Origin of the sequence: Bacillus sp. ms-22 (assembly GCF_009759805.1) — a bacterium.
Lineage (GTDB): Bacteria > Bacillota > Bacilli > Bacillales > Bacillaceae > Bacillus > Bacillus xiamenensis.
In genome coordinates this window covers 2,178,759-2,204,488 of the sequence record NZ_CP046653.1, presented here as the reverse complement: position 1 = coordinate 2,204,488, position 25,730 = coordinate 2,178,759, and the positions used below count along the sequence as shown (strand labels likewise).

Sequence of the window (25,730 nt, the reverse complement as noted above, 5' to 3'; positions counted from 1 at the left end):
AGCCGGCCGCTTGATGGCCGGCCGGCTGAATAGAAAATATACATCCAATGAAGCAGGACGACATGATGAAAATCTGCTAAATGAGTGGACGGCACAAAGAGTTGAAAAAACATATGCTGATGGCAAAGTGACATGTCCAGCCTATCACGGGACATATGAGGTTCGAATCGGTAAAGACAGTAAACTGTTAAAACATCAGACAATTGAACTTGATTCAAATACACAAACACCGCTTCATCTAAATGTGATCTCACCTGTAAAATGATAGATGTGAGGAGAATCTGAATGAAGAAATGGTTTCAAAGGGTGTCTTGTATCACCCTACTCATCGTTGTATGGGCAGGCTGGTTCTCTCTAACCGTCAAAGCCGCCTCCTATGTGCAAACATCTGGTACACATTTTTTGTTGAACAATCAACCATTTTACTTCGCTGGCACAAATAACTACTATTTTCATTACAAATCAAAAAAGATGGTAGATGCTGTGTTCGATGATATGAAAGCAATGAATTTAAAGGTCATACGTATTTGGGGATTTCACGATGGGGCTCCTCAAGAAAACTCAGTTTTACAATCTAGTCCAGGGGTTTATGAAGAATCGGGTTTTCGAAAACTAGATTATGCGATTTATAAAGCGGGGCAGGAAGGAATAAAGCTTGTCATCCCGCTAGTGAACAACTGGGATGATTTTGGCGGGATGAATCAATACGTAAAGTGGTTTCAGGCAGGATCACATGATGATTTTTATACCGATTCTCGTATAAAAAATGCTTACAAAAATTATGTGCGTTATGTATTAGAGAGAACCAATACGTACACAGGTGTTCAATATAAAGATGATCCTGCGATTATGACGTGGGAGCTTGCCAATGAACCGCGTGCTCAATCAGATCCTACAGGGAATTTACTAGTAAACTGGGCAAATGAAATGAGTACTTGGATCAAATCAATTGACCGGAATCATCTTGTCGCAGTAGGAGATGAAGGGTTCTTTCACATAGCAGGTCATGACGATTGCCTATATGGGGGCGGAGAAGGCGTTGATTGGGATCGATTGACCGCTCTTCCTCATATCGATTATGGAACCTATCATTTATATCCAGATCACTGGAACAAGTCAGCAGCTTGGGGAGTGAAATGGATTGAAGACCATATCAACCATGGAAATGTGATTGGAAAACCTGTTGTGCTAGAAGAGTTTGGCTATCAAAATCAAGCAGCACGTCCTGATGTATATCAAAGCTGGCTGACAACAATTGAACGACTCGGAGGAGCAGGCAGCCAATTTTGGATTTTAACAAGCATTCAAGACGATAATTCGCTCTATCCAGATTATGACGGCTTTCGAGTCATAAAGGAGAGCAGGGAGGCAGAAGTCATCAGTGAACACGCAAAAAGAATGAATGAAAAGAAGTGATAAAAAGCGTCTGTTAATAAGGAACTTCATTTGCATAAAAAAATTGGATATGGTATAGTTTTTATGGAAATGCTAACGATTACCGAGACAAGAGTGGGGAAACCCGCTCTTTTGTATTGAACAGGCAATTTTTGTCTCGACATTATTCATCCGTTTTCTGCTCCCCCTGCTCACATAAAGCAGGGTTTTTATGCAGAATGATTGATAAGAGCGTTTATCGAAAGCACAAGGAGGAAGAGAATGAGCAAAAAAGTAGTGGATATCGTAAGCGAAATGGTGCAGCCAATATTAGATGGCTTACAGCTTGAACTCGTTGATGTTGAATTTGTCAAAGAGGGTCAAAACTGGTTCCTTCGCGTGTTTATTGACTCTGAAAAAGGCGTCGATATCGAGGAGTGTGCCAAAGTGAGCGAAGCCTTGAGCGAAAAGCTTGATGAGGCAGATCCGATTAGCCAAAACTACTTTCTTGAAGTGTCCTCTCCTGGAGCGGAGCGTCCATTAAAGAAAAAAGCTGATTTTGAAAAAGCACTTGGAAAAAATGTTTTCATGAAAACATACGAACCAATTGATGGTGAAAAGGCGTTTGAAGGTGAGCTTACAAGCTTTGATGGTGAGATTGCAACAGTGACAGTGAAGATTAAGACAAGAAAGAAAGAGATCAATATTCCATACGAAAAAATAGCGAACGCAAGATTAGCAGTTTCGTTCAATTAACCTTTTCATTGATATAAGGGGGAACCATAAAAATGAGTAGTGAGTTGTTAGATGCCCTGACTGTTCTTGAGAAAGAGAAGGGTATTAGTAAAGAAATTATTATTGAAGCGATTGAAGCTGCACTCATTTCTGCATACAAGCGTAATTTTAATCAAGCACAAAATGTTCGTGTTGATTTGAACCGTGAAACGGGAACGATTCGCGTATTTGCAAGAAAAGATGTTGTAGATGAAGTGTATGATTCTCGCCTTGAAATCTCTGTAGAAGATGCAGTTAACATCAACCCAAATTACATGGTAGGTGACGTCGTTGAGATTGAAGTCACACCAAAAGATTTCGGACGCATTGCGGCTCAGACAGCAAAACAAGTCGTAACGCAGCGAGTGAGAGAAGCAGAGCGAGGTGTGATCTACACTGAGTTTATCGACCGTGAGGAAGACATCATGACGGGAATCGTTCAGCGAATTGACAGCAAATTCATTTACGTGTCACTTGGCAAAATCGAAGCCCTTCTTCCGGTCAACGAACAAATGCCAAATGAGGACTACAAACCACATGATCGCATTAAAGTGTTCATTACAAAAGTAGAAAAAACAACAAAAGGACCACAAATTTATGTGTCAAGAACACACCCAGGTCTTTTAAAGCGTTTATTTGAAATTGAAGTGCCAGAAATTTATGATGGTACTGTAGAGCTTAAATCTGTTGCTAGAGAAGCTGGAGACCGCTCTAAAATATCTGTTCGCACAGATGATCCTGATGTTGATCCAGTTGGTTCTTGTGTTGGACCAAAAGGTCAGCGTGTACAAGCAATTGTCAATGAGCTGAAAGGCGAAAAAATTGACATTGTTCATTGGTCGAATGATCCTGTTGAATTTGTTGCCAATGCCCTTAGTCCATCCAAAGTACTTGATGTCATTGTAAATGAAGAAGAAAAGGCGACAACAGTGATTGTCCCTGATTATCAGCTATCTTTAGCCATTGGTAAAAGAGGTCAAAATGCGCGTCTCGCAGCGAAGCTGACTAGCTGGAAGATTGACATTAAAAGCGAAACAGATGCAAGGGAACTCGGTATTTTCCCAAGAACTGAAGACTCTGAATCTCTTTTCTTAGAGGCTGAACCAGTAGCTGAGGAATCTGACGAATAAGAGGTGATATAAAAGGTGAAAAGCCGAAAGAAAATCCCGCTTAGAAAATGCGTCGTAACGGGAGAAATGAAACCAAAGAAAGAACTGATCCGCATTGTTCGTTCTAAAGAAGGTGAAGTGTCAGTTGACACTACTGGAAAAATGAACGGGCGCGGGGCTTACCTTTCTCTCGATAAAGAAACCATTCTTGCGGCAAAGAACAAACGTAGTTTACAGCAGCAATTTCAGACACAGATTGACGAACACATATTTGAGGAATTACTAGAACTAGCTGAAAAGGTGAAAAAACCAAATGACTGAATCTGAGTGGTATCCTTTGCTGGGTCTAGCAAATCGAGCTCGTAAAGTCGTGTCAGGAGAAGATCTGGTGATCAAAGAAATTCGACATGCGCGTGCTAAGCTGGTTCTTCTTGCAGCAGATGCCTCATCGAACACAGAGAAAAAGGTATCTGACAAATGCAAATTTTATAATGTTCCGGTTAGAAAAGTTGAAGACCGTTCCGTTCTCGGACGTTCTATAGGGAAAGAAGCTCGCGTAGTTGTCGCTGTCACTGACCAAGGCTTCGCTAAGAAGCTCATAAGCTTGCTCGATTAATTTATTTGGGGGTGAACGAATGGCTAAAGTGAGAGTATATGAATACGCAAAAGCCATAGATGTTTCAAGTAAAGATATTATAGCAGCGCTTAAGGATATGAACGTGGAAGTGAACAACCACATGGCGACGCTTGAAGACGACACTGTGAAAAAGCTAGACGCTATCTATAAAAAAGCCAAAGCAAAAGAGACAGCTAACGAGAAACCCGCAGAACAAAAAAAACAATCATCTAACAAAAACAATGATAGAAAGAAGAATGACGTGCAGAATAATCAATTTAATAAAAACAAAAAAAACAACAACCAAAACAAAAACAAAAATAAACGCGGCGGTCAAAACAAGTCGCAGCATCAGCAAGCAAGACCTGTGAAGCCTAAAAAAGAGCTTCCTGAAAAAATTGAATTTACAAATTCGATGACAGTCGGCCAGCTTGCTGAAGAACTTGGAAAAGAAACAGCTGAAATCATTAAAAAGCTCATGATGCTTGGTGTTATGGCAACGATCAACCAAGAGCTTGATAAAGATACAGTTGAATTAATCGCTTCTGAATATGGTGTTCCAGTAGAGGAAGTCATCATTTTAGAAGAAACTGAACTTGAAAAGTATGAAGTTGAAGATAAAGAAGAAGATATGCAAGTACGCCCCCCAGTTGTGACGATCATGGGACACGTTGACCACGGGAAAACAACGCTTCTTGACAGCATTCGTAAAACAAAAGTCGTAGAAGGCGAAGCTGGTGGAATTACGCAGCATATCGGTGCATACCAAATTGAAGAAAACGGCAAGAAAATCACGTTCCTTGATACACCTGGACACGCAGCATTCACAACCATGCGTGCACGTGGTGCTGAGGTAACCGATACGACGATCCTAGTCGTTGCAGCAGATGATGGTGTGATGCCGCAAACAATTGAAGCCATTAACCACGCGAAAGCAGCAGAGGTTCCAATCATTGTGGCTGTCAATAAAATTGACAAACCAACTGCTAACCCTGAACGTGTCATGCAGGAATTAACTGAGCATGGCCTTGTACCAGAAGCTTGGGGCGGCGAAACGATCTTCGTTCCGTTATCTGCAAAAACAGGTGAAGGCATTGACGAATTGATTGAAATGATCCTTCTTGTCAGCGAAGTAGCAGAACTGAAAGCCAACCCAAATCGTGCGGCTAAAGGAACTGTGATCGAGGCTGAGCTTGACAAAGGAAGAGGTTCTGTTGCAACCCTTCTTGTTCAAACTGGTACACTTCATGTAGGTGACCCAATCGTTGTCGGAAATACATTTGGCCGTGTTCGTGCAATGGTCAATGACATCGGACGCCGCGTGAAAACAGCAGGACCGTCTACACCTGTTGAAATCACTGGCTTAAACGATGTACCGAATGCAGGGGATCAGTTCCTCGTATTCAAAGATGAAAAAACAGCTCGTCAAGTAGGAGAGGCGCGTGCTTCAAAACAGCTTGATGAACAGCGTTCAGACAAAGCGAAATTATCTCTCGATGACCTATTTGAGCAAATCAAACAAGGTGATGTGAAAGATATCAACTTAATCGTGAAAGCAGACGTACAAGGTTCTGCTGAAGCCCTGACGGCAGCTCTTCAAAAAATTGAAGTAGAAGGCGTAAAAGTGAAAATCATCCATACGGGTGTTGGAGCGATTACAGAATCTGATATCATTTTAGCAAGTGCTTCTAATGCGATTGTGATCGGATTTAACGTACGTCCTGATGGGAATGCGAAGAGTACAGCTGAATCTGAAAACGTAGATATCCGCTTGCACCGCATTATCTATAAAGTAATCGATGAGATTGAAGCTGCGATGAAAGGGATGCTTGACCCAGAATACGAAGAAAAAATTATTGGTCAAGTTGAAGTGCGTCAAACGTTCAAAGTTTCTAAAATCGGTACAATTGCGGGCGGTTATGTCACTGAAGGAACAATTACTAGAGACAGTGGTATCCGACTAATCCGTGATGGCGTCGTCATTTTTGAAGGCGAAGTCGATGTATTGAAACGATTCAAAGACGATGTGAAAGAAGTTTCACAAGGCTATGAATGTGGTATTACCATTAAGAAATACAATGATATCCGTGAAGGTGATATCTTGGAATCATTCGTTATGCAAGAAATTGAAAGAAAATGATCGGTTATACCGAATGTGAGTGCATGATCTATGATGCATCCTCACTGAAGGAAAAACGTGCGGTTCTTCAGCGTATATTGACAAGAACGCGCCATAAATTCAATGTAACCATTGCTGAAATGGATTATCAGGATACGTGGCAGCGTACTTCAATTGGAATCGCCGTGATTTCCTCCTCTCGGGTTCAAGTGGAAAAAGAACTTCAGCGTGTATTAAGCTTTATTGATTCTTTTCCTGAAATTGAACGAACGATCACGAAAATTGAGTGGTTTTAATTAGAGGTGATAAGATCATGAGTATGAGAGCAACCCGTGTGGGTGAGCAAATGAAAAAAGAATTGGGCGACATCCTTGGCAGAAAGCTAAAAGATCCAAGAATCGGCTTTTTGACTGTAACCGATGTTGAAGTGTCCGGTGATTTGCAAATTGCCAAAGTGTATATTTCTGTTCTCGGTGACGAGAAGAAAAGAGAGGAAACCTTAAAAGGCCTGGCAAAGGCTAAAGGGTATATCCGCTCTGAAATTGGCAATCGAATCAGACTTCGCAAAACACCAGAGCTGCACTTTGAATTCGATGAGTCCGTTGATTACGGTAACCGAATTGAAAGCCTGATTGCTGAACTAAACACAAAAGATCACGAATAAGACGTTGAAATAAGGATAGACGATGATCGTCTGTCCTTTTTCATCGTTTATGAAAGGAGAGAACGCAGATGATAAACGGTGTTCTTTTATTACATAAAGAAAGAGGCATGACCTCTCACGACTGTGTGTTTAAAGTGAGAAAGATATTACACACAAAAAAAGTCGGACATACAGGAACCCTCGATCCAGAGGTGTCCGGTGTTTTGCCTATTTGTATTGGACGAGCGACGAAAATTGTAGAGTACTTAACAGATAAATCAAAAACGTATGATGCGGAAATCACGATTGGTTTTTCTACGACGACAGAAGATCAAACAGGTGAAATAGTTGAAGAAAAAAAGGTGCCTGAACCAATGTCAGAAGATGATATTGATGCTGTGCTGAAGCAGTTTGAAGGAACCATTGAACAGATTCCGCCAATGTTTTCGGCTGTAAAAATTGGCGGGAAGAAGCTCTATGAATATGCAAGAGAAGGAATTGAAATTGAGCGTCCAAGCCGCAAAATCACCGTTCATCGTATTGAGCGGACAACACCTGTCACATTTGAAGATGGTCAGGTATCATTCAGATTCACTGTTTTGTGTTCAAAAGGCACGTATGTCAGAACTTTAGCCGTTGATATCGGAAAGAAACTGGGATTCCCGGCCCACATGTCACATCTCATTCGTACAGGGTCAGGCGACTTTACGTTAGAGGAATGTATCACCCTTGACGAGCTGCGCGAGATCAGCGAGGAAGGAACGGTAGATGAGCACCTTGTGCCGATCGAGCGTGCGCTCAATCATTTGCCGAAATGGGAGATAAATGATACATTAGCAAGTAAAGTGGAAAACGGTGCAGTCCTGCCTATGCCTGATGAATTCGCTCATTTTGCAGAGGAAGATCGTGTCGCTGTCTTTGCTCCTTCAGGTCGTTGTATGGCGATTTATATGAAGCATCCGACCAAACAGAACCTGATGAAGCCGGCGAAGATTTTATCCCAGGACAAGCAATCTTAAAGAAAAGGTGACCATCTCGTGAAGACTATACATATTTCACACCCACATACATTAAATCAAAAGGATCAAGCCCCGTCTGTGATGGCTTTAGGGTATTTTGACGGTGTTCACCTCGGACATCAGAAAGTCATTGACGAAGCGAAAAGCATTGCGGAAAAAGAGGGATTGGTCTTAGCTGTCATGACCTTTCATCCGCACCCATCACATGTTCTGCAAAAAGCACGTGAACCAAAAGACTTAATTACACCGCTAGAGGATAAGATTGATTTTATTGAAAAGCTAGGCGCTGACTATTTATACATTGTACAATTCAGCGAAAGCTTTGCAGCACTGTCCCCTCAGGAGTTTGTGGATCAATATTTGGACGAACTGAATGTGAAGCATGCCGTTGCTGGTTTTGATTTTACGTTTGGGCGGTTTGGTGCAGGCACAATGGAAACGTTTGATGAATATGGGAAAGGGCGTATCGCTGCGACTATCGTACCTAAGCTTTCCAATCAAGACCGGAAAGTCAGCTCCACCCTCATACGTTCCGCATTGAAAAATGGGGACGTTGAATATGTGAGTGAGCTTCTAGGGAAACCTTATCAGCTGCGCGGTATTGTCATTCATGGAGACAAACGAGGACGGACGATTGGCTTTCCAACTGCCAATGTCGGTTTATCTGCTGAATACATTATTCCGCCAACAGGCGTATATGCAGTCAGAGCGGAAGTGAAGGGCAAAGTGTATGACGGCGTGTGTAACGTTGGCTACAAACCAACATTTTATGAAAAGCGTCCCGATCAGCCTGCTATTGAAGTGAATCTCTTTGATTTCAACGAAGAAATTTATGGTGAGCCGATTAAATTACAGTGGTACAAACGCATCCGCAGTGAACAAAAATTTAACGGTATTCAAGAATTAACGGCCCAAATTAGCCGAGATAAAGAAGAAGCGATTCAGTTTTTTCAACATCATCTCAATGAAACAAAAAAATCATAGAAAAACCGCTCTACCATTTGCAAAATCAGCATATTTTTAGTATGATAATTCCTGTAGCTTTAAAACCACTTACTTGGCAGGCCGACTTCACCGACGGTTGCGAGGTAGATGGGGCTAACATGATTTGGAGGTGAAACAGGATGGCTATTACTCAAGAGCGTAAAACTCAATTAATTAATGAGTTCAAAACACACGAATCTGATACTGGATCTCCAGAAGTTCAGATCGCTGTCCTAACAGAATCAATTAACAACTTGAACGAGCATTTACGTACTCATAAGAAAGATCACCACTCACGTCGCGGTCTTTTGAAAATGGTAGGTAGACGTCGTAATCTTCTTACGTATCTACGTAATAAAGACGTAACTCGTTACCGTGAGTTAATTAACAAACTAGGCTTACGTCGATAATCGTAAAAAGCGGGAGGATTCCCGCTTTTTTATCGTATAATCACCAATATTTTATGGTTAAAATGTTGAAAGAATGGCAAAAACCCTTCTACATACAGCTTTCACATTGATATGTGAAAATCATTTTGTTCATAATAAGAAATAACCTAAAAACTTTACGACAAGAGAGGAGTTTATCTCAGAATGGGACAAGAGAAACATGTCTTCACCATAGACTGGGCTGGACGTCAACTGACAGTTGAAACTGGCCAGCTTGCAAAGCAAGCAAACGGAGCGGTTCTCGTACGCTACGGAGATACGGCTGTACTTAGCTCAGCCACAGCTTCTAAAGAACCAAAACCACTTGATTTTTTCCCGCTCACTGTGAACTACGAAGAAAGATTATATGCAGTAGGTAAAATTCCTGGTGGTTTCATTAAAAGAGAGGGTCGCCCAAGTGAAAAAGCAATCCTTGCGAGCCGCTTAATTGACAGACCGATCCGCCCGCTATTTGCAGATGGATTTAGAAATGAAGTACAAGTCATTAGTATTGTCATGAGTGTGGACCAAGATTGTTCATCTGAAATGGCTGCAATGTTTGGCTCATCTTTAGCATTATGTGTGTCTGACATTCCATTTGAGGGGCCAATCGCTGGTGTTACAGTAGGACGAGTAGATGGACAGCTGATCATCAACCCAAATGTTGAGCAGCTTGAGCAAAGCGATATCAACCTTGTTGTAGCTGGAACAAAAGATGCGATCAACATGGTAGAGGCTGGTGCTGATGAAGTGCCAGAAGAAACGATGCTTGAAGCCATCATGTACGGCCATCAAGAGATCAAACGCTTAATCGAATTCCAAGAGGAAATTGTGAAAGCTGTTGGTAAAGAAAAAATCGATATTCCTTTATATGAAGTCGATCAAGCACTAGCAGAGGAAGTAAAAGCACTTGCTGAAGCTGATCTGCTGAAAGCGATTCAAGTACATGAGAAGCATGCTCGTGAAGATGCGATCAGTGCTGTGAAAAAAGCTGTGATTGAGAAATTTGAAGAAGAAGAGCGAGACGAAGCAACACTGAAACAAGCGAAGGATGTCTTAAACAAGCTTGTGAAAAACGAAGTCCGCCGCCTGATCACAGAAGAAAAAATACGTCCAGATGGACGCGGTGTTGATCAAATCCGCCCACTTTCTTCTGAAGTAGGAATTCTTCCAAGAACGCACGGTTCAGGGTTATTTACAAGAGGGCAAACACAGGCACTCAGTATCTGTACTTTAGGTGCACTTGGAGATGTTCAAATTCTAGATGGTCTTGGTGTTGAAGAGTCTAAACGATTCATGCACCATTATAACTTCCCGCAATTCAGTGTCGGTGAGACAGGTCCAATGCGTGGCCCAGGCCGCCGCGAAATTGGGCATGGTGCGCTAGGTGAACGTGCATTAGAGCCAGTGATCCCATCCGAAAAAGATTTCCCTTATACGATTCGCCTTGTGTCAGAGGTATTAGAATCAAACGGATCTACTTCACAAGCAAGTATTTGCGCGAGCACACTTGCGATGATGGATGCAGGTGTTCCGATTAAAGCACCAGTTGCAGGGATTGCCATGGGACTTGTTAAATCTGGCGAATACTACACAGTGCTGACAGACATTCAAGGAATGGAAGATGCACTTGGAGATATGGACTTTAAAGTAGCAGGTACATCAAAAGGTGTAACAGCACTTCAAATGGACATTAAAATCGACGGTCTATCAAAAGACATTTTAGAAGAAGCGCTTCAACAAGCGAAAAAAGGAAGAATGGAAATTTTAGATAGCATGCTGTCGACGATTCCATCTTCTAGAGGAGAATTGTCACGTTATGCACCAAAAATCTTAACGATGACAATCAATCCGGATAAAATTCGCGATGTCATTGGACCAAGCGGTAAACAAATCAATAAAATCATTGAAGATACCGGTGTGAAAATCGATATTGAACAAGATGGTACAATCTTTATCTCTTCTACAGAAGAAGACATGAACCAAAAAGCGAAGAAAATCATTGAAGATCTTGTCAGAGAAGTTGAAGTAGGGCAACTTTACTTAGGTAAAGTAAAACGCATTGAAAAATTCGGTGCCTTCCTTGAAATCTTCAGCGGCAAAGATGGACTTGTTCATATTTCTGAGCTTGATCTTGAGCGTGTTGGCAAAGTGGAAGATGTCGTGAAGATTGGTGACGAATTACTCGTCAAAGTCACTGAAATCGATAAACAAGGCCGTGTAAACCTTTCTCGCAAAGCTGTTTTACGTGAAGAAAAGGAAAAAGAAGAAAAACAGTCTTAATGAGAACAAATAAAATGTTAGAAGCCAGGTATCCGTGCCAGGCTTCTTTCTTTTCTTGCAGGCAACAATAGTTCTACCTTGTTTCTCCCCATCATAATTTGTGGTAAAGGGGAGGGACAACCATTGAAAAAAACGTTACCAGTCATTGTGTTTGTGTTTTTACTGCTCGTGTCATATCAAACGATGAAGCAGCCGGCTGCTGTCACATATATTGAATCAATGAAAGAGCACGCCGAGGTAGCATCTGTTTCAACAGATCATTTGTATCAAGAGATTGAATCGAAGTCTTCTGACTATGAAGTGAAGGCGCAAAATGCTAAGATTGATAAAGTGTGGAAAAAGATACCTGGTTTGAATGGACAGACGGTGGATATTGATGCCTCGTACGAAAACATGAAGGCACGAGGCGTATTCGATGAAAAGCGGCTTGTTTTGAAAGAAACAAAGCCATCTGTTCATTTACATGAACTTGGTGCTGAACCGATCTATAAGGGACACCCGGATAAGAAGATGAATGCATTCCTGATCAATGTCGCTTGGGGCGACGAGCATTTAACAAAGATGTTGAATACACTAAAAAAGCATCAAGTGAAGGCGACCTTTTTCTTAGAAGGCAAGTGGGTGAAAAACAGTACAGACCTTGCCAAAAAAATCGTGGCAGATGGTCATGAAATTGGAAATCATTCATACAATCACCCGGATATGCGCACACTGACAAGAGAACGAGCATTAGAGCAGATTACCAAAACAAATCGCCAAATTGAAGAATCCCTTGGAAAAAAACCGAAATGGTTTGCGCCTCCAAGCGGCAGCTTTAAAGAAGAAACAGTAAAGCTTGCCATGCAAGAAGGAATGGAAACCATTATGTGGACAGTAGACACCATTGACTGGCAAAAGCCATCACCAGCCATTTTGCAAAAACGGGTGCTGGGGAAAATTCATAATGGGGCGATGATATTAATGCATCCAACAGATGCAACGGCAAAAAGTCTTGACGCACTTATCACTCAAATCAAGGAAAGAGGATATGAATTAGGAACGGTTTCTGACCTCCTAAGTGAAAAAAGACACCCGTGATGCGATCTGTTTGTTGAATAGGAGGAGCAAAAACTTGGTCAAAACGTATACATGCCAAAATGGAGTAAGAATTGTACTCGAAAACAATCCCACTGTGAGATCTGTCGCAATTGGCGTCTGGATTGGAACAGGTTCTAGACATGAGACACCAGAAATTAATGGGATCTCACACTTTTTAGAGCATATGTTCTTTAAAGGAACAAAGACGAGATCCGCACGTGATATCGCAGAATCCTTTGACCGCATTGGTGGTCAAGTGAATGCCTTTACATCAAAAGAATATACTTGCTATTATGCAAAGGTGCTTGATTCACATGCTGGCTATGCCCTCGATGTATTAAGCGACATGTTTTTTCACTCTGCTTTTGACGAGGAAGAGCTGAAGAAAGAAAAAAATGTTGTCTATGAAGAAATTAAAATGTATGAGGATACACCTGATGACATCGTTCATGATTTGTTAAGCAAAGCCATTTACGGTGACCATTCATTAGGTTATCCGATTCTAGGAACAGAGGAAACCCTCTCTACTTTTAACGGTGACTTACTTAGAAAATATATGGATGAATTCTACACGCCAGACCGCGTCGTCATCTCGGTTGCAGGGAACGTAGATGACACCTTCATTCGAGAGGTTGAAAAATTGTTTGGCTCCTATGAAGGGAAAGGGAAAAAGCAACCTGTAGAAGCTCCGCAATTCCACTATGACAAGCTCACACGCAAAAAGGAAACAGAACAGGCGCACCTTTGCATGGGCTTTAACGGCCTTCCGGCTGGAGATGAGGGCATTTATGACTTGATCGTCTTAAACAATGTTCTGGGCGGAAGCATGAGCAGCCGCTTGTTCCAAGACGTAAGGGAAGATAAAGGACTTGCGTATTCCGTATTCAGCTATCATAGCTCATTTGCAGATAACGGAATGCTGACGATCTATGGTGGAACTGGAGCGAAGCAGCTTAACCTTCTATCTGAAACGATCCTTCAAACATTAGACGTCTTAAAACGTGATGGAATCACGCAGAAAGAACTTGAGAACTCGAAGGAGCAAATGAAAGGCAACCTGATGCTCAGTCTTGAAAGCACAAACAGCAAGATGAGCCGAAATGGTAAAAATGAATTGCTTCTTGGCAGACATCGTACACTCGATGAAATTATTGATGAAATCAATCACGTCACATTAGACGGCGTGAATAACTTATCTAAAAGAATCTTCACAGAAGATTATGCGCTCTCGCTTATTAGTCCGACAGGTGATCAGCCATCATAAAGTAAACAACACGGCAGGCTTCTCAAGAGGTCTGCCGTTTATTGTATATAAAGAAGAAAGGGGCTCTGCTTTCATGAAATATGAAAAACTGAAACAGCTCTCTCCGCTGCTTAGACAAGCCATCTCTTTCCAGCCGATCACATCTGGCTTTTCAGGAGACCGCACCTTTTTGGTCACAACATCTAGTGAAAAGCTGGTGCTCAAGCTATCAGACATCCGGAAATATGCCAGTCTAAAAAGAAAAGCGTCCGTTCTGCAAAAGTTAAAAGATCGAGGGGTTCTTTGTTCTGAAGTGATGGAGATCGGAATGAGTGCTGAACAAAGCTGTACCTTTCGTATTTTTCCCTTTATCGAAGGGGAGAATGCTAGAGCATCCATTCATCGGCTCACAAACGAAGAGCAGTATGAAATCGGAAGGCGGGCAGGTAGAGACCTGAGTCTTATCCATACATATCATGCACCTGCTCATGAAGCGCCGTGGGGTGAGAAGGTCATGGCGAAACATGAACGGTATATCCATGCCTATCAATCAAGTGGAGTGGCCTTTTCTCATGATCAGTTCGTATTAGATTTTATTCAGTCGCATGCTGATGCGGTAAAGGGGAGACCTCATCAGTTCCAGCATGATGATTTTCATTTAGGGAATATCCTGTTGCAAGGGAATCAGTATGCTGGCGTGATCGATTTCGATCAATCCGACTTTGGCGACCCCATTCATGACTTTTATAAACTGTCTTTATTTAGTCGAGAAATCAGCATTCCATTTTCAGCAGGGCAAGTGGATCACTATTTGAGTAAGCAGGGCATAAATGATTTTTGGCTTCTTTTTTCCATCTACACAGCAATGAGTTGCTTTTCTTCTATTGTCTGGACGTTATCCTATGATCCGGGACATGTCAAAGACATGGTGAACCGGGTGGATAGAATACTGAAAGATCATAAGCGCTTTACTCAACTTCAGCCAGTTTGGTATGCAGATTGGCATCACTTGTGATATGGAGAAAGGGACGGTCTATTCCTTCTTTTTGCTGCATATATGATATGGAAGGGAAGTGATGCGATTTTGAGGCTAAGTGAGCTGTCAGGAAAAGAGATCGTCGATATCAAAAGAGCGGAGCGGCTTGGCGTGCTTGGACAAACCGACCTTGAAATCAATGAACAGGACGGTCAAATTACAGCACTCATCATACCTTCCGTCAAGTGGTTTGGCCTTCGAAAACAAGGAAATGACATCCGCGTCCCGTGGAATCACATTCAAAAAATAGGATCAGATATGATCATTCTCGATGTGCCTGAAGAACTCCAGCCGCACGGGGACAAAGAGCACCCATCATAAAAGGGTGCTTTCAGCGTGTAGACAAACCCTCGCATTCTTTGTCAGTCCTGCGTGCCGGTGCTCACGAATGTCAAATTCGCTCCGCGCCGGTACTCGTCCTTCCTAGACTGCAAAGGTTTTCATGTCACGCTGAAAAGAAGACAAAGGACTAAAATCAAGTTCATTTTAGCCCTTTGTCAATAATCTGAGAGCACCCATCATAAAAGGGTGCTCTTTTTCTTTTCTCATCCCGATTTGTTCACAGGCTGAATCCTCTCCTCATATGCTAAAAGGGAGATTCGGAAAATATTACAGACTTTTTTAAATAAAGAAGGTGAACGGTCAGTATGTTGAGCGGTTTAACGGTTGCGGTAATCGGGGGAGATGCAAGGCAGCTAGAAATCATTCGCAAGCTGTCACAGCAGCATGCCAAAGTATTTTTGGTCGGATTTGATCAGTTGGATCATGGGTTTATCGGAGCTGAAAAGTTGAAAATGTCAGAACTTCCTTTTGAACAGGTAGACAGTATGATCTTGCCAGTATCAGGTGCTACGGATGAAGGGGTCGTTGCCACCGTTTTCTCAAATGAGAAGGTCGTGCTAGAACCAGCATATTTAGAAAGAACCCCTGCACATTGTATCTTGTACTCAGGTATTTCTAATACGTACTTAGACAATCTGGCAAAGCAGGTGAACCGGAAGCTTGTGAAGCTGTTTGAGCGAGATGATATTGCCATTTATAACTCTATTCCAACAGTTGAAGGGATTATCATGATGGCCATTCAGCAAACGGACTATACGATTCATGGGTCACATGTTGCTGTTCTCGGGCTTGGAAGAACAGGGCTCACAATTGCACGCACATTTCGGGCGCTGGGTGCGGATGTGAAAGTAGGTGCTGCCGATACAGCCCATTTAGCGCGAGCCTTTGAGATGGGACTTGACCCGTTTTCAATGGACCGATTAAAAGATGAAGTAACAGATGTTGATATCATCATCAATACGATTCCAAGCCTTGTATTAGATTCATCTGTCATCGTCAGCATGACACCAAAGACACTCATTTTGGATATCGCCTCCCGCCCAGGCGGAACAGACTTTGATTTTGCACAAAAGCACGGAGTGAAGGCACTTCTTGCACCGGGACTTCCAGGAATTGTTGCACCAAAGACAGCCGGGCAGATCATTGCAAAGGTGCTTTCCGGACTCCTATGTGAACTTGCGGAAGAAAAGAGGGGGATGACATCATGACAACATTAAAGGGGAAAAGAATCGGCTTTGGCTTAACAGGTTCCCACTGTACGTATGAAGCCGTTTTTCCGCAAATCGAAGCACTTGTTAAAGAAGGGGCAGAGGTGCGTCCTGTCGTGTCGTATACGGTGCAAAACACGAATACGAGATTCGGAGAAGGAGCCGACTGGATTGATCGTATTGAGAAAGTGACGGGATTTCAAGCGATTGACTCAATCGTAAAGGCAGAGCCGCTCGGACCAAAGCTCCCACTCGATTGTATGGTCATTGCGCCTTTAACGGGCAATTCAATGGCGAAGTTTGCAAATGCGATGACAGACAGTCCAGTTTTAATGGCTGCAAAGGCCACCATTCGGAATCATCGTCCCGTCGTTTTAGGTATCTCAACAAACGATGCACTAGGCTTAAATGGTACAAATCTCATGAGGCTAATGTCGACAAAGAACATTTTCTTTATTCCGTTTGGCCAAGATGATCCATTCAAAAAGCCAACATCCATGGTGGCACATATGGATCTTCTGACGAAAACAGTAGAAGAGGCGCTCGAGCATAGACAAATTCAGCCGATTTTAATTGGATCAAACGAATAATAGATTCACTAGAAAATCATGAAAGATTCAAAAAAGGTACTTCAAGCCTTGCTTTTCTATGGTAAAATAAAATGTAAAAAGTCATAGGATGGCCATCCGAATGAAAAGAATCATGGATGGGTCGGAAGGAGTTTTACTGATGGGAAGAGGATTGCATGTAGCTGTAGTTGGAGCGACTGGAGCTGTCGGTCAACAAATGTTAAAAACACTAGCTGACAGGGATTTTGAAATGGATACACTCACTCTACTATCCTCAAAACGTTCTGCTGGAACAAAAGTGACATTCAGAGGTCAAGAGTATACCGTTCAAGAAGCAACACCTGAAAGCTTTGAAGGGGTCAACATTGCACTATTCAGTGCTGGCGGAAATGTTTCCAAGGCGCTAGCTCCTGAAGCGGTCAAACGAGGTGCGATTGTTGTTGATAATACAAGTGCTTTTCGTATGGACGAAAATACCCCTCTTGTCGTACCAGAGGTAAACGAAAAAGATTTGCATGACCATCAAGGGATCATTGCAAATCCTAACTGTTCAACGATTCAAATGGTGGCGGCACTAGAACCACTTCGTCAGGCATATGGCTTGAAAAAAGTCATTGTATCCACCTACCAAGCAGTATCAGGTGCAGGACATGAAGCCATTGACGAACTATACAGCCAGTCGCAAGCCATTTTAAATAAAGAAGATGTGACACCAGAAGTCATGCCTTATCAAATTGCCTTTAATGCGATCCCGCAAATTGATAAATTCCAAGACAATGGCTATACATTTGAAGAAATGAAAATGATCAACGAAACGAAAAAAATCATGCACTTGCCTGAGCTGGAAGTAGCGGCAACATGTGTGAGACTTCCAATTGAAACGGGTCATTCAGAATCTGTTTACGTTGAACTTGAATCAAATGACGCGACAGTTGATGACATCAAGTCCATCCTAAAAGATGCACCAGGGATTACGTTACAAGATGATCCGTCTCAGCAAATTTATCCAATGCCTGCAAATGCTGTTGGAAAAAATGACGTATTTGTCGGCCGCATTCGGAAAGATTTGGATCGTCCAAATGGGTTCCATTTGTGGATTGTATCTGATAACCTGCTGAAAGGCGCTGCATGGAACTCAGTTCAAATTGCAGAAAGCTTAAAAGCATTAAAATTAGTTTAACATTCAATGGATGATGAGGACGAACAGAAGAGAGTTAGGCATCTTTCGCCTGCTCTCTTCTGTTACGTCAGAATGAACTTGGAGTGAAAACAGTGAAAATAATTGTTCAAAAATTTGGCGGTACATCTGTCAAAGATGATCAAGGGAGAAAAAGGGCACTTGCACATATCTTATCTGCAAAAGAGAAAGGCTATAAATCGGTCGTTGTCGTTTCTGCAATGGGACGAAAAGGCGATCCTTATGCGACAGATACGCTGCTTGGACTGCTATATGGCAGCGCCCAGCACATGACCAATCGAGAAAAAGATTTACTCGTGTCTTGCGGAGAAAATATTTCTGCTGTCGTTTTTTCAAGTATGCTGAATGAAAACGGACTGAAGGCTGTTGCCATGACAGGATCTCAGGCAGGTTTTGTGACGGATCAAGAGCATACGAATGCGAAAATTATTGACATGAAGTGTGAACGTCTTGAGGCGGCACTTTCTGAACATGATGTGGTCGTCGTCGCTGGGTTCCAAGGAGCTGCGAAAAATGGAGACGTGACAACAATCGGACGAGGCGGAAGTGATACATCAGCTGCTGCATTAGGTGCTGCATTGCAGGCAGATTTCATCGATATTTTTACAGATGTAGAAGGTGTTATGACAGCAGATCCCCGCATCGTCGAAAATGCAAAACCACTAAGAGTCGTGACGTATACGGAAATTTGTAACCTTGCCTACCAAGGTGCAAAAGTCATTCACCCAAGAGCTGTTGAAATTGCCATGCAGGCAAAAGTACCAATGAGGGTCAGATCAACATACTCTGATGATGAGGGCACACTTGTAACGTCACACTACTCAGATCAAATGAGTCATGATGTATACGACCGCCTGATTACGGGGATTGCTCATGTCAACGATGTCACACAAATCAAAGTCCCGGCAAAAGAGGGGCAATATAGCGTACAAACAGAAGTCTTTAAAGCAATGGCAAACGCACAAATCAGTGTCGATTTCTTCAACATTACACCGAGTGAAATTGTGTATACAGTGACAGGTGCAATGACTGAAAAAGCAACGTCGATTCTAAAAGACCTTGGCTATACACCGGTTGTGACAACAAATTGTGCGAAGGTATCAGCTGTTGGTGCAGGCATTATGGGCGTACCAGGTGTCACATCTAAAATTGTATCGGCATTATCCGAGCAAAATATTCCGATTTTACAATCGGCTGACAGTCATACGACCATTTGGGTGCTCGTGCACGAAGAAAACATGAGAGCGGCTGTCAATGCCCTGCACGAAGTGTTTGAACTTTCAAGATAAATGTGATTGAATCATGATGAGGTGAAAAAAATGAATTTCGGAAATATCGCAACAGCTATGATTACACCTTTTGATAAAAAGGGCAACATCGATTTCCAAAAGCTATCAATTCTCATTGATTACTTGTTAAAAAACGGCAGTGACTCTTTGGTCGTTGCAGGTACAACAGGCGAATCGCCAACTTTATCGACGGAAGAAAAAGTCGCTCTTTTTCAGCAATCGGTGAAACTAGCAAATGGTCGTTGTAAAATCATTGCAGGAACGGGCAGTAATAACACAAATGCGTCTATCAAACTAACAAAAAAAGCAGAAGAAGCGGGCGTTGATGCAGTGATGCTTGTCGTACCTTACTACAACAAGCCATCACAGGAAGGCATGTATGCACACTTTAAAGCAATTGCCGAGTCTACATCTCTTCCTGTCATGCTTTACAATGTACCAGGAAGAACGGCTGCTTCATTAGCACCAGAAACAACGATTAAGCTTGCACAAATACCAAATATCGTTGCCATCAAAGAAGCAAGCGGCGATCTAGATGCCATGACAAAAATCATTGCAGAGACGCCAGAAGATTTTGATGTATATTCTGGTGACGACAGCCTAACACTTCCTGCTGTTGCGGTTGGTGCAAAAGGAGTCGTCTCTGTGGCCTCTCATATCGTAGGCCTTGATATGCAGCAGATGCTAAAAAGCTACGCTTCTGGTCAAACAGCCAACGCAGCATTGATCCATCAAAAGCTGCTGCCGATCATGAACCAGATGTTCTCAGCACCAAATCCGACGCCTGTCAAAACAGCCCTTCAGTTGAAAGGATTAGATGTCGGATCAGTTCGTCTCCCGCTTTTACCTTTGTCAGAAGAAGAGAGACTGAATTTAAGCAGCGTATTAAACAGCTGATCAAAACAAAAAATTTCGTAAGCGGTCATTCTCAGATGTCCCTGAGTATGACCGTTTTTTATACATAAACACTTTCTTAAAATGTGACTTCATCTTGTTTTCTAAAATTAGATTCAGTTATAATAGCATTAAGCGATGATGGACGGGCTTGAGACTAGGAGGATTAGAATTTTGAAAAAGAAAAATACAGAGAACGTAAGAATTATTGCACTGGGAGGCGTTGGAGAAATCGGGAAAAACTTATATGTCATTGAGATTGATTCCGACATATTTGTTGTAGATGCAGGACTCATGCATCCAGAAAACGAAATGCTTGGCATTGACGTCGTCATTCCTGATATCTCTTATTTAACGGAACGTGCTGATCGGGTGAAAGCAATTTTTCTTACCCACGGACATGATGAGGCAATCGGAGGCGTATTCCATTGCTTAAGCAAATTGTCTGTACCAGTCTACGGAACGAAGCTAACCCTTGCGTTACTTCGAGAAAAGTTAAAACAATACGGTTTCAATCAAAAAGCTGATTTGCGTGAGGTTCATGCAAAATCGGTGATTACATTTGATACAACAAAGGTATCATTCTTTAGAACGAATCACAGTATCCCTGATTCAGTCGGGATCAGCTTCAAAACATCTCTTGGTTCCATCGTATGCACAGGTGATTTTAAATTTGATCAAACCCCAGCGCTTAACCAAGCCTGTGACATCGGAGAGATTGCGAAAATTGGAAACAACGGCGTTCTAGCACTGCTTTCAGACAGTGTAAATGCTGAAAAACCAGGCTATACACCTTCTGAGGCGCTCGTCCAAGACGAAATCTCAAATGCGATGTATAATGCTGAAAATCGTGTCATTGTAGCTGTATCTTCATCTAATATTAACCGTGTACAGCAAATCATTAATGCGACGATTCAAAATGGCCGTAAGCTTGCAGTAGCAGGAAAGAACATGATGACGACTCTTCAGCTTGCGATCAAACTTGGGTATGTGACAGCAGACGAAGAACTATTTATGCCAGTGCAAGAAGTGAAAAAAATGGCGAAAAAAGATGTGGTCATCCTGACAGCAGGAAGCCACGGTGAGCCTTTAGCTGCTTTAACAAAAATGGCGAAACAAAATCACAAACAGCTTCATATCGAAAAAGATGATACCGTTGTGATTGCGTCAACACCTCTTCCTGGACAGGAACTCACATATTCGAAAACTGTGGATTTCCTGACACGAAGCGGAGCACAGGTGATTTTTGCTCAAAAGCGTGTGCATGTATCTGGACATGGCTGCCAAGAAGAGTTAAAGCTGATGCTGAATTTACTAAAACCGAAGTATTTAATTCCAGTAAATGGCGAATATCGTATGCAAAAAGCACATTCTCGTATTGCTGAAGAAGTGGGAATGAAACGCAGTGACATTTTCTTGATTGATAAAGGAGATGTTGTTGAATTCAGAGGACAGAATGTAAAGATCGGTGAAAAAGTTCACCAAGGTAATATTTTGATCGATGGTCTTGGCGTTGGTGATATCGGAAATATTGTATTACGCGATAGACGTCTATTGTCTCAAGATGGCATTTTAATTGTCGTCATTACGCTCGATAAACAAAAGAAACAATTAATTTCTGGACCTGAAATCATCACAAGAGGATTTGTTTATGTAAGAGAATCCGAAGAATTGATTGAGAAAGCAACAGACATGGTAAAAGGAATTGTCAAAGAGCAAACGGAAAATTCGGTTGTTGAATGGTCAACACTGAAACAATCGATGCGCGATGTATTAAATCAATTCCTATATGAAAAAACAAAACGTAAGCCGATGATCATTCCAATTATTATGGAAGTGTGATCATAAAGTCCAAGGAGCATAAGCTCTTTGGGCTTTTTTAATGCGGATGGAATATGACCTTCTTGTTCATAATAGGAGGAGAGTTTTTAGGAAAGGATGGAGACAAATGGACGAACAGAATGAACAGCAGCCTGAGCGAAAACCAGAAGAAAAAGACAGCATTATGAGCAAGATACAACAGCTTGGTGAAACAGCAGTACCACAATTGTCACAAGATACAAATATACATTGCCTCACCATTATTGGACAAATTGAAGGTCACATGCAGCTTCCGCCACAAAATAAAACAACCAAATACGAACATGTCATTCCTCAAATCGTAGCAGTTGAACAAAACCCAAAAATTGAAGGACTTCTGATCATTTTAAATACAGTGGGCGGCGATGTAGAAGCGGGACTAGCCATTGCGGAAATGCTGGCTTCTTTATCCAAGCCGACAGTATCCATTGTACTTGGCGGCGGCCATTCCATTGGCGTCCCGATCGCTGTATCGTGCGATTATTCATACATTGCAGAAACAGCCACGATGACCATTCATCCTGTGCGCTTAACCGGTCTTGTGATTGGTGTTCCGCAGACCTTTGAATACCTAGATAAAATGCAGGAAAGAGTCATTAACTTTGTCACAAGCCACTCAGATATTACAGAAGAGAAGTTTAAAGAGCTCATGTTCTCAAAAGGCAATCTCACAAGAGACATTGGGACAAATGTCGTTGGTCATGAGGCGGCAGAATACGGACTGATGAATGAAGTAGGCGGTGTAGGACAAGCAATTAAAAAGTTGAACGAACTCATTGGAGACAGGGCAGCTCAAAACGAGGGGTTGATCCAATGATTTTATATACCCCGATGCCTTATGAAGCCATTTACGCCGAGGAACAAGAGGGTCGCAAACTGCAGCAGGTACACATTCAAGGTGTGCCAGTGATGGTTGAAATGAAAGAAGATGAAGCGGAAATCGTTCAAGTAATGAGTACCAACCCAATGGATTTTTTGAATCAAGAGCTTGCACCAGGCAAGCGATTGAAGTTGCAATTAGGGACGAATCAAACCGACTCATATGAATGATTCTATGCTATAATAAAGGGAAAACTTACAACAAGATGCAGCCAAAACCAGGCTGCTTTCTTTCTGATCTTTCGGTAGGTTATATTTTCTTTCGTAGTAAGGTGATGAGTATGGCGAAAAAGAGAAAACGTAAAACAAGAAAAAAACAAAATAAACAGCTAAAACTGAAATATGAACTCAATGGGTTAGTCTGTATTGCCATAGCGATCATTGCCATTTTACAGCTGGGTGTTGTGGGACAAACCTTTGTACATCTATTCCGGTTCTTTGCAGGTGAATGGTTTATTCTCTGCCTGATCGGATTATTTCTTTTTGGTGTGACGATCTTCTGGAAAAAACAAATTCCTGATTTGCTGACAAGAAGAAAAGCAGGTCTATATTGCATCATTGCTAGTATCTTGCTTTTATCACATGTAAAGCTTTTTCAGCATCTTTCAGCTGCAGGCATAATAGGCTCTCAAAGTGTGATCAGAAATACGTTTGAGCTGTTTTTAATGGACATAAAAGGGGAGACAGGGACGCCCGATTTAGGCGGCGGAATGATCGGTGCCATATTATTTGCGGCCTCTTATTTCTTGTTTGCACAAGCAGGCTCTCAAATCATGGCCATTGTTCTGATGCTGATTGGCGTTGTGCTGATCACAAACCGGTCCCTCCAAGAAATGGTCAAAAAAGTAACGCTGCCTGTCTCACAATTTATGGTGAAGCAGTGGAAGGCATTTGTCCAAGATATGAAAGGGATCAGGCAGGCAAAAAAGAACGCACCCTCTCAAAAAACAAGTGAAAAGAAAAAACGTTCCCGCGTCCAAGATGAGGACGAAGATGATCATATCTTGATCGAGGAGGAACCGCCCGTTTCTGACAATAGCCAGCCCATTATTTCAAGTTTTGCAGATAGGGATGATATTCTCAAACCGCCTGTTCAAAAGCAGCAGGTGATAAAAGAGGCAGATCCTCTTCAAGAGAATGGACAAAGCGCCTCATCTCAAGGTGCGGTGGATGAAGTAAAAGAAGCCCCGCCTATGACGTTCACTGAGCTTGAAAACAAAGATTACGAATTACCGTCGCTTGATATTTTAGCTGAACCGCAGCATTCAGGTCAGCAAACAGATAAGAAAAATATATACGAAAATGCCAGAAAGCTTGAAAAAACGTTTCAAAGCTTTGGTGTAAAAGCAAAAGTCACACAGGTTCATTTAGGACCGGCCGTGACAAAATATGAAGTATATCCAGATGTCGGTGTGAAGGTAAGTAAGATCGTCAACTTAAGTGATGATTTAGCTCTTGCTTTAGCAGCAAAAGACATTCGAATCGAGGCCCCAATTCCAGGTAAATCAGCCATCGGAATTGAGGTTCCGAACGCAGAAATCGCGATGGTCTCTTTAAAAGAGGTTTTAGAATCGAAGCAAAATGACCGTCCAAATGCCAAGCTGCTCATAGGACTGGGCCGAAATATTTCTGGTGAAGCTGTGCTTGCTGAATTGAATAAGATGCCGCATTTACTTGTTGCCGGCTCGACTGGAAGCGGAAAAAGTGTATGTATCAATGGCATTATCACAAGTATTCTCATGAGAGCAAAACCTCATGAAGTGAAGATGATGATGATTGATCCGAAGATGGTGGAATTAAATGTCTATAACGGCATTCCGCATTTACTCGCTCCGGTTGTAACGGACCCAAAAAAAGCCTCCCAGGCACTCAAAAAAGTAGTGAGTGAAATGGAGCGACGCTATGAATTATTTTCTCATACGGGAACAAGAAATATAGAAGGATACAATGATTACATTAAACGAATGAATCAAACAGAAGAGGCCAAGCAGCCAGAGCTTCCTTATATTGTCGTCATTGTAGACGAGCTTGCAGATTTAATGATGGTCGCGTCCTCTGATGTGGAAGATTCCATTACAAGGCTTTCTCAAATGGCACGTGCCGCGGGGATTCATTTAATTATCGCGACACAAAGACCTTCTGTTGATGTCATTACAGGTGTCATTAAAGCAAACATCCCTTCCCGCATTGCATTTAGCGTATCCTCACAAACAGATTCAAGAACCATCCTCGATATGGGAGGCGCAGAAAAACTGCTGGGCAGAGGGGATATGCTGTTTTTACCAGTCGGTGCTAACAAACCAGTTCGTGTGCAAGGCGCCTTTTTATCAGATGAAGAAGTAGAACATGTCGTTGATCATGTTATCACACAGCAAAAAGCGCAATACCAAGAAGAAATGATTCCAACTGAAGAAACGCAGGATCAGCTTGCCGCTGTGGACGATGATTTATATGATGAAGCAGTTGAACTGATCATTGGCATGCAGACGGCTTCTGTCTCTATGCTGCAAAGGAGATTCCGCATCGGTTATACACGTGCGGCACGCCTGATTGACGCAATGGAAGAACGCGGTGTTGTCGGGCCGTATGAGGGAAGTAAACCGAGAGAAGTCCTGCTTTCAAAAGAACAATATGACGAGCTCTCTTCATAAATCGAAGAGAGCTTTCCTAAAATAAAGTTAACCATATATTGATTATGTTAACTGGATGTCAGACTATTTATTTATTTGCAAAAACATGATATAGTTATGTTCATCTTATCTCGGAATAGAGATTTCTCATCTTAT

Annotated in this window: 26 protein-coding genes; all 26 read left to right on the top strand. The window is 42.1% G+C overall.

Annotated elements, in window-relative coordinates; genetic code table 11:
• Positions 1-13: 13 nt before the first annotated feature.
• The 26 genes from GPA07_RS11505 to GPA07_RS11380 all read left to right on the top strand — a co-directional run bounded on the left by GPA07_RS11505 (position 14) and on the right by GPA07_RS11380 (position 25,595).
• Entirely contained in the window at positions 14-265 is a 252-nt protein-coding gene (locus GPA07_RS11505) for a hypothetical protein (RefSeq protein ID WP_157292557.1), read from the top strand.
• A gap of 20 nt (positions 266-285) precedes the next feature.
• Positions 286-1,416 (top strand): glycoside hydrolase 5 family protein, encoded by a 1,131-nt coding sequence (locus GPA07_RS11500; protein ID WP_157292556.1) that lies wholly within the window; start codon positions 286-288, stop codon positions 1,414-1,416.
• Positions 1,417-1,656: 240 nt separating this feature from the next.
• On the top strand, positions 1,657-2,130 hold the full coding sequence (gene rimP, locus GPA07_RS11495; protein ID WP_008354452.1) for a ribosome maturation factor RimP: 474 nt from the start codon (positions 1,657-1,659) through the stop codon (positions 2,128-2,130).
• 32 nt (positions 2,131-2,162) lie between these two features.
• Positions 2,163-3,278 carry a transcription termination factor NusA gene (gene nusA / locus GPA07_RS11490; protein ID WP_008354451.1) on the top strand — a complete coding sequence of 372 codons (1,116 nt, stop codon included), beginning with the start codon at positions 2,163-2,165 and terminating at the stop codon, positions 3,276-3,278.
• Positions 3,279-3,293: 15 nt separating this feature from the next.
• Positions 3,294-3,578: an RNase P modulator RnpM gene (gene rnpM / locus GPA07_RS11485; protein WP_008354450.1), complete on the top strand. Its 285-nt coding sequence runs from the start codon at positions 3,294-3,296 to the stop codon at positions 3,576-3,578.
• Positions 3,571-3,873 (top strand): YlxQ family RNA-binding protein, encoded by a 303-nt coding sequence (locus GPA07_RS11480; RefSeq protein ID WP_007499528.1) that lies wholly within the window; start codon positions 3,571-3,573, stop codon positions 3,871-3,873. Before rnpM ends, GPA07_RS11480 begins: the two co-directional genes overlap by 8 nt.
• Before the next feature lie 19 nt (positions 3,874-3,892).
• The gene (infB, locus tag GPA07_RS11475) at positions 3,893-6,013 is read left to right on the top strand and encodes a translation initiation factor IF-2 (protein ID WP_008354447.1); all 2,121 of its coding nucleotides are present in this window, start codon (positions 3,893-3,895) and stop codon (positions 6,011-6,013) included.
• Positions 6,010-6,288, top strand: a complete 279-nt coding sequence (locus GPA07_RS11470) for a DUF503 domain-containing protein (RefSeq protein WP_008354445.1) — start codon at positions 6,010-6,012, stop codon at positions 6,286-6,288. The genes infB and GPA07_RS11470 overlap by 4 nt, the downstream gene beginning before the upstream one ends.
• Positions 6,289-6,305: 17 nt before the next feature.
• Positions 6,306-6,656 (top strand): 30S ribosome-binding factor RbfA, encoded by a 351-nt coding sequence (gene rbfA / locus GPA07_RS11465; RefSeq protein WP_007499525.1) that lies wholly within the window; start codon positions 6,306-6,308, stop codon positions 6,654-6,656.
• Between the two features lie 68 nt (positions 6,657-6,724).
• A complete protein-coding gene (gene truB, locus GPA07_RS11460) occupies positions 6,725-7,654 on the top strand; it encodes a tRNA pseudouridine(55) synthase TruB (RefSeq protein ID WP_071167609.1) in 930 nt (309 codons plus the stop codon).
• Positions 7,655-7,672: 18 nt separating this feature from the next.
• Positions 7,673-8,638 (top strand): bifunctional riboflavin kinase/FAD synthetase, encoded by a 966-nt coding sequence (gene ribF / locus GPA07_RS11455; protein ID WP_071167608.1) that lies wholly within the window; start codon positions 7,673-7,675, stop codon positions 8,636-8,638.
• Positions 8,639-8,778: 140 nt separating this feature from the next.
• Positions 8,779-9,048, top strand: a complete 270-nt coding sequence (gene rpsO, locus GPA07_RS11450; RefSeq protein ID WP_008354438.1) for a 30S ribosomal protein S15 — start codon at positions 8,779-8,781, stop codon at positions 9,046-9,048.
• 183 nt (positions 9,049-9,231) lie between these two features.
• Entirely contained in the window at positions 9,232-11,349 is a 2,118-nt protein-coding gene (gene pnp / locus GPA07_RS11445; protein WP_008354436.1) for a polyribonucleotide nucleotidyltransferase, read from the top strand.
• A 123-nt stretch (positions 11,350-11,472) separates the two neighbouring features.
• On the top strand, positions 11,473-12,426 hold the full coding sequence (locus tag GPA07_RS11440; protein ID WP_157292555.1) for a polysaccharide deacetylase family protein: 954 nt from the start codon (positions 11,473-11,475) through the stop codon (positions 12,424-12,426).
• 34 nt (positions 12,427-12,460) lie between these two features.
• The gene (locus GPA07_RS11435; protein ID WP_008354432.1) at positions 12,461-13,690 is read left to right on the top strand and encodes a M16 family metallopeptidase; all 1,230 of its coding nucleotides are present in this window, start codon (positions 12,461-12,463) and stop codon (positions 13,688-13,690) included.
• 73 nt (positions 13,691-13,763) lie between these two features.
• Positions 13,764-14,684 carry an aminoglycoside phosphotransferase family protein gene (locus GPA07_RS11430; protein WP_157292554.1) on the top strand — a complete coding sequence of 307 codons (921 nt, stop codon included), beginning with the start codon at positions 13,764-13,766 and terminating at the stop codon, positions 14,682-14,684.
• 69 nt (positions 14,685-14,753) lie between these two features.
• Positions 14,754-15,026, top strand: coding sequence for a YlmC/YmxH family sporulation protein (locus tag GPA07_RS11425; protein ID WP_008354428.1), 273 nt, complete (start codon positions 14,754-14,756; stop codon positions 15,024-15,026).
• A 326-nt stretch (positions 15,027-15,352) separates the two neighbouring features.
• Entirely contained in the window at positions 15,353-16,255 is a 903-nt protein-coding gene (dpaA, locus tag GPA07_RS11420; RefSeq protein WP_008358070.1) for a dipicolinic acid synthetase subunit A, read from the top strand.
• The gene (gene dpaB, locus GPA07_RS11415) at positions 16,252-16,845 is read left to right on the top strand and encodes a dipicolinate synthase subunit B (RefSeq protein ID WP_008358068.1); all 594 of its coding nucleotides are present in this window, start codon (positions 16,252-16,254) and stop codon (positions 16,843-16,845) included. The genes dpaA and dpaB overlap by 4 nt, the downstream gene beginning before the upstream one ends.
• A gap of 139 nt (positions 16,846-16,984) precedes the next feature.
• Entirely contained in the window at positions 16,985-18,004 is a 1,020-nt protein-coding gene (gene asd, locus GPA07_RS11410) for an aspartate-semialdehyde dehydrogenase (protein WP_008358065.1), read from the top strand.
• A gap of 92 nt (positions 18,005-18,096) precedes the next feature.
• Positions 18,097-19,311, top strand: a complete 1,215-nt coding sequence (gene dapG, locus GPA07_RS11405; protein WP_008358064.1) for an aspartate kinase — start codon at positions 18,097-18,099, stop codon at positions 19,309-19,311.
• 30 nt (positions 19,312-19,341) lie between these two features.
• Positions 19,342-20,208 (top strand): 4-hydroxy-tetrahydrodipicolinate synthase, encoded by an 867-nt coding sequence (gene dapA / locus GPA07_RS11400; RefSeq protein ID WP_008358062.1) that lies wholly within the window; start codon positions 19,342-19,344, stop codon positions 20,206-20,208.
• A 171-nt stretch (positions 20,209-20,379) separates the two neighbouring features.
• Complete coding sequence (rnjB, locus tag GPA07_RS11395; protein ID WP_008358059.1) at positions 20,380-22,047, top strand: ribonuclease J2; 1,668 nt, start codon at positions 20,380-20,382, stop codon at positions 22,045-22,047.
• A gap of 106 nt (positions 22,048-22,153) precedes the next feature.
• On the top strand, positions 22,154-22,882 hold the full coding sequence (locus GPA07_RS11390; protein WP_071167605.1) for a ClpP family protease: 729 nt from the start codon (positions 22,154-22,156) through the stop codon (positions 22,880-22,882).
• Positions 22,879-23,115, top strand: coding sequence for a YlzJ-like family protein (locus tag GPA07_RS11385; protein WP_071167604.1), 237 nt, complete (start codon positions 22,879-22,881; stop codon positions 23,113-23,115). The genes GPA07_RS11390 and GPA07_RS11385 overlap by 4 nt, the downstream gene beginning before the upstream one ends.
• Before the next feature lie 110 nt (positions 23,116-23,225).
• Positions 23,226-25,595 carry an FtsK/SpoIIIE family DNA translocase gene (locus tag GPA07_RS11380; protein ID WP_157292553.1) on the top strand — a complete coding sequence of 790 codons (2,370 nt, stop codon included), beginning with the start codon at positions 23,226-23,228 and terminating at the stop codon, positions 25,593-25,595.
• Positions 25,596-25,730 lie beyond the last annotated feature (135 nt).

Bases quoted from the DNA above. Each gene is read 5' to 3' on its own strand.
- rimP (WP_008354452.1), top strand. From the start codon at position 1,657: ATGAGCAAAAAAGTAGTGGATATCGTAAGCGAAATGGTGCAGCCAATA.
- GPA07_RS11430 (WP_157292554.1), top strand. From the start codon at position 13,764: ATGAAATATGAAAAACTGAAACAGCTCTCTCCGCTGCTTAGACAAGCC.
- GPA07_RS11385 (WP_071167604.1), top strand. From the start codon at position 22,879: ATGATTTTATATACCCCGATGCCTTATGAAGCCATTTACGCCGAGGAA.
- GPA07_RS11505 (WP_157292557.1), top strand. From the start codon at position 14: ATGGCCGGCCGGCTGAATAGAAAATATACATCCAATGAAGCAGGACGA.
- dapA (WP_008358062.1), top strand. From the start codon at position 19,342: ATGAATTTCGGAAATATCGCAACAGCTATGATTACACCTTTTGATAAA.
- GPA07_RS11500 (WP_157292556.1), top strand. From the start codon at position 286: ATGAAGAAATGGTTTCAAAGGGTGTCTTGTATCACCCTACTCATCGTT.
- rpsO (WP_008354438.1), top strand. From the start codon at position 8,779: ATGGCTATTACTCAAGAGCGTAAAACTCAATTAATTAATGAGTTCAAA.
- truB (WP_071167609.1), top strand. From the start codon at position 6,725: ATGATAAACGGTGTTCTTTTATTACATAAAGAAAGAGGCATGACCTCT.
- GPA07_RS11470 (WP_008354445.1), top strand. From the start codon at position 6,010: ATGATCGGTTATACCGAATGTGAGTGCATGATCTATGATGCATCCTCA.
- asd (WP_008358065.1), top strand. From the start codon at position 16,985: ATGGGAAGAGGATTGCATGTAGCTGTAGTTGGAGCGACTGGAGCTGTC.
- rbfA (WP_007499525.1), top strand. From the start codon at position 6,306: ATGAGTATGAGAGCAACCCGTGTGGGTGAGCAAATGAAAAAAGAATTG.
- nusA (WP_008354451.1), top strand. From the start codon at position 2,163: ATGAGTAGTGAGTTGTTAGATGCCCTGACTGTTCTTGAGAAAGAGAAG.
- GPA07_RS11480 (WP_007499528.1), top strand. From the start codon at position 3,571: ATGACTGAATCTGAGTGGTATCCTTTGCTGGGTCTAGCAAATCGAGCT.
- pnp (WP_008354436.1), top strand. From the start codon at position 9,232: ATGGGACAAGAGAAACATGTCTTCACCATAGACTGGGCTGGACGTCAA.
- GPA07_RS11380 (WP_157292553.1), top strand. From the start codon at position 23,226: ATGGCGAAAAAGAGAAAACGTAAAACAAGAAAAAAACAAAATAAACAG.
- GPA07_RS11390 (WP_071167605.1), top strand. From the start codon at position 22,154: ATGGACGAACAGAATGAACAGCAGCCTGAGCGAAAACCAGAAGAAAAA.
- dpaA (WP_008358070.1), top strand. From the start codon at position 15,353: ATGTTGAGCGGTTTAACGGTTGCGGTAATCGGGGGAGATGCAAGGCAG.
- dpaB (WP_008358068.1), top strand. From the start codon at position 16,252: ATGACAACATTAAAGGGGAAAAGAATCGGCTTTGGCTTAACAGGTTCC.
- infB (WP_008354447.1), top strand. From the start codon at position 3,893: ATGGCTAAAGTGAGAGTATATGAATACGCAAAAGCCATAGATGTTTCA.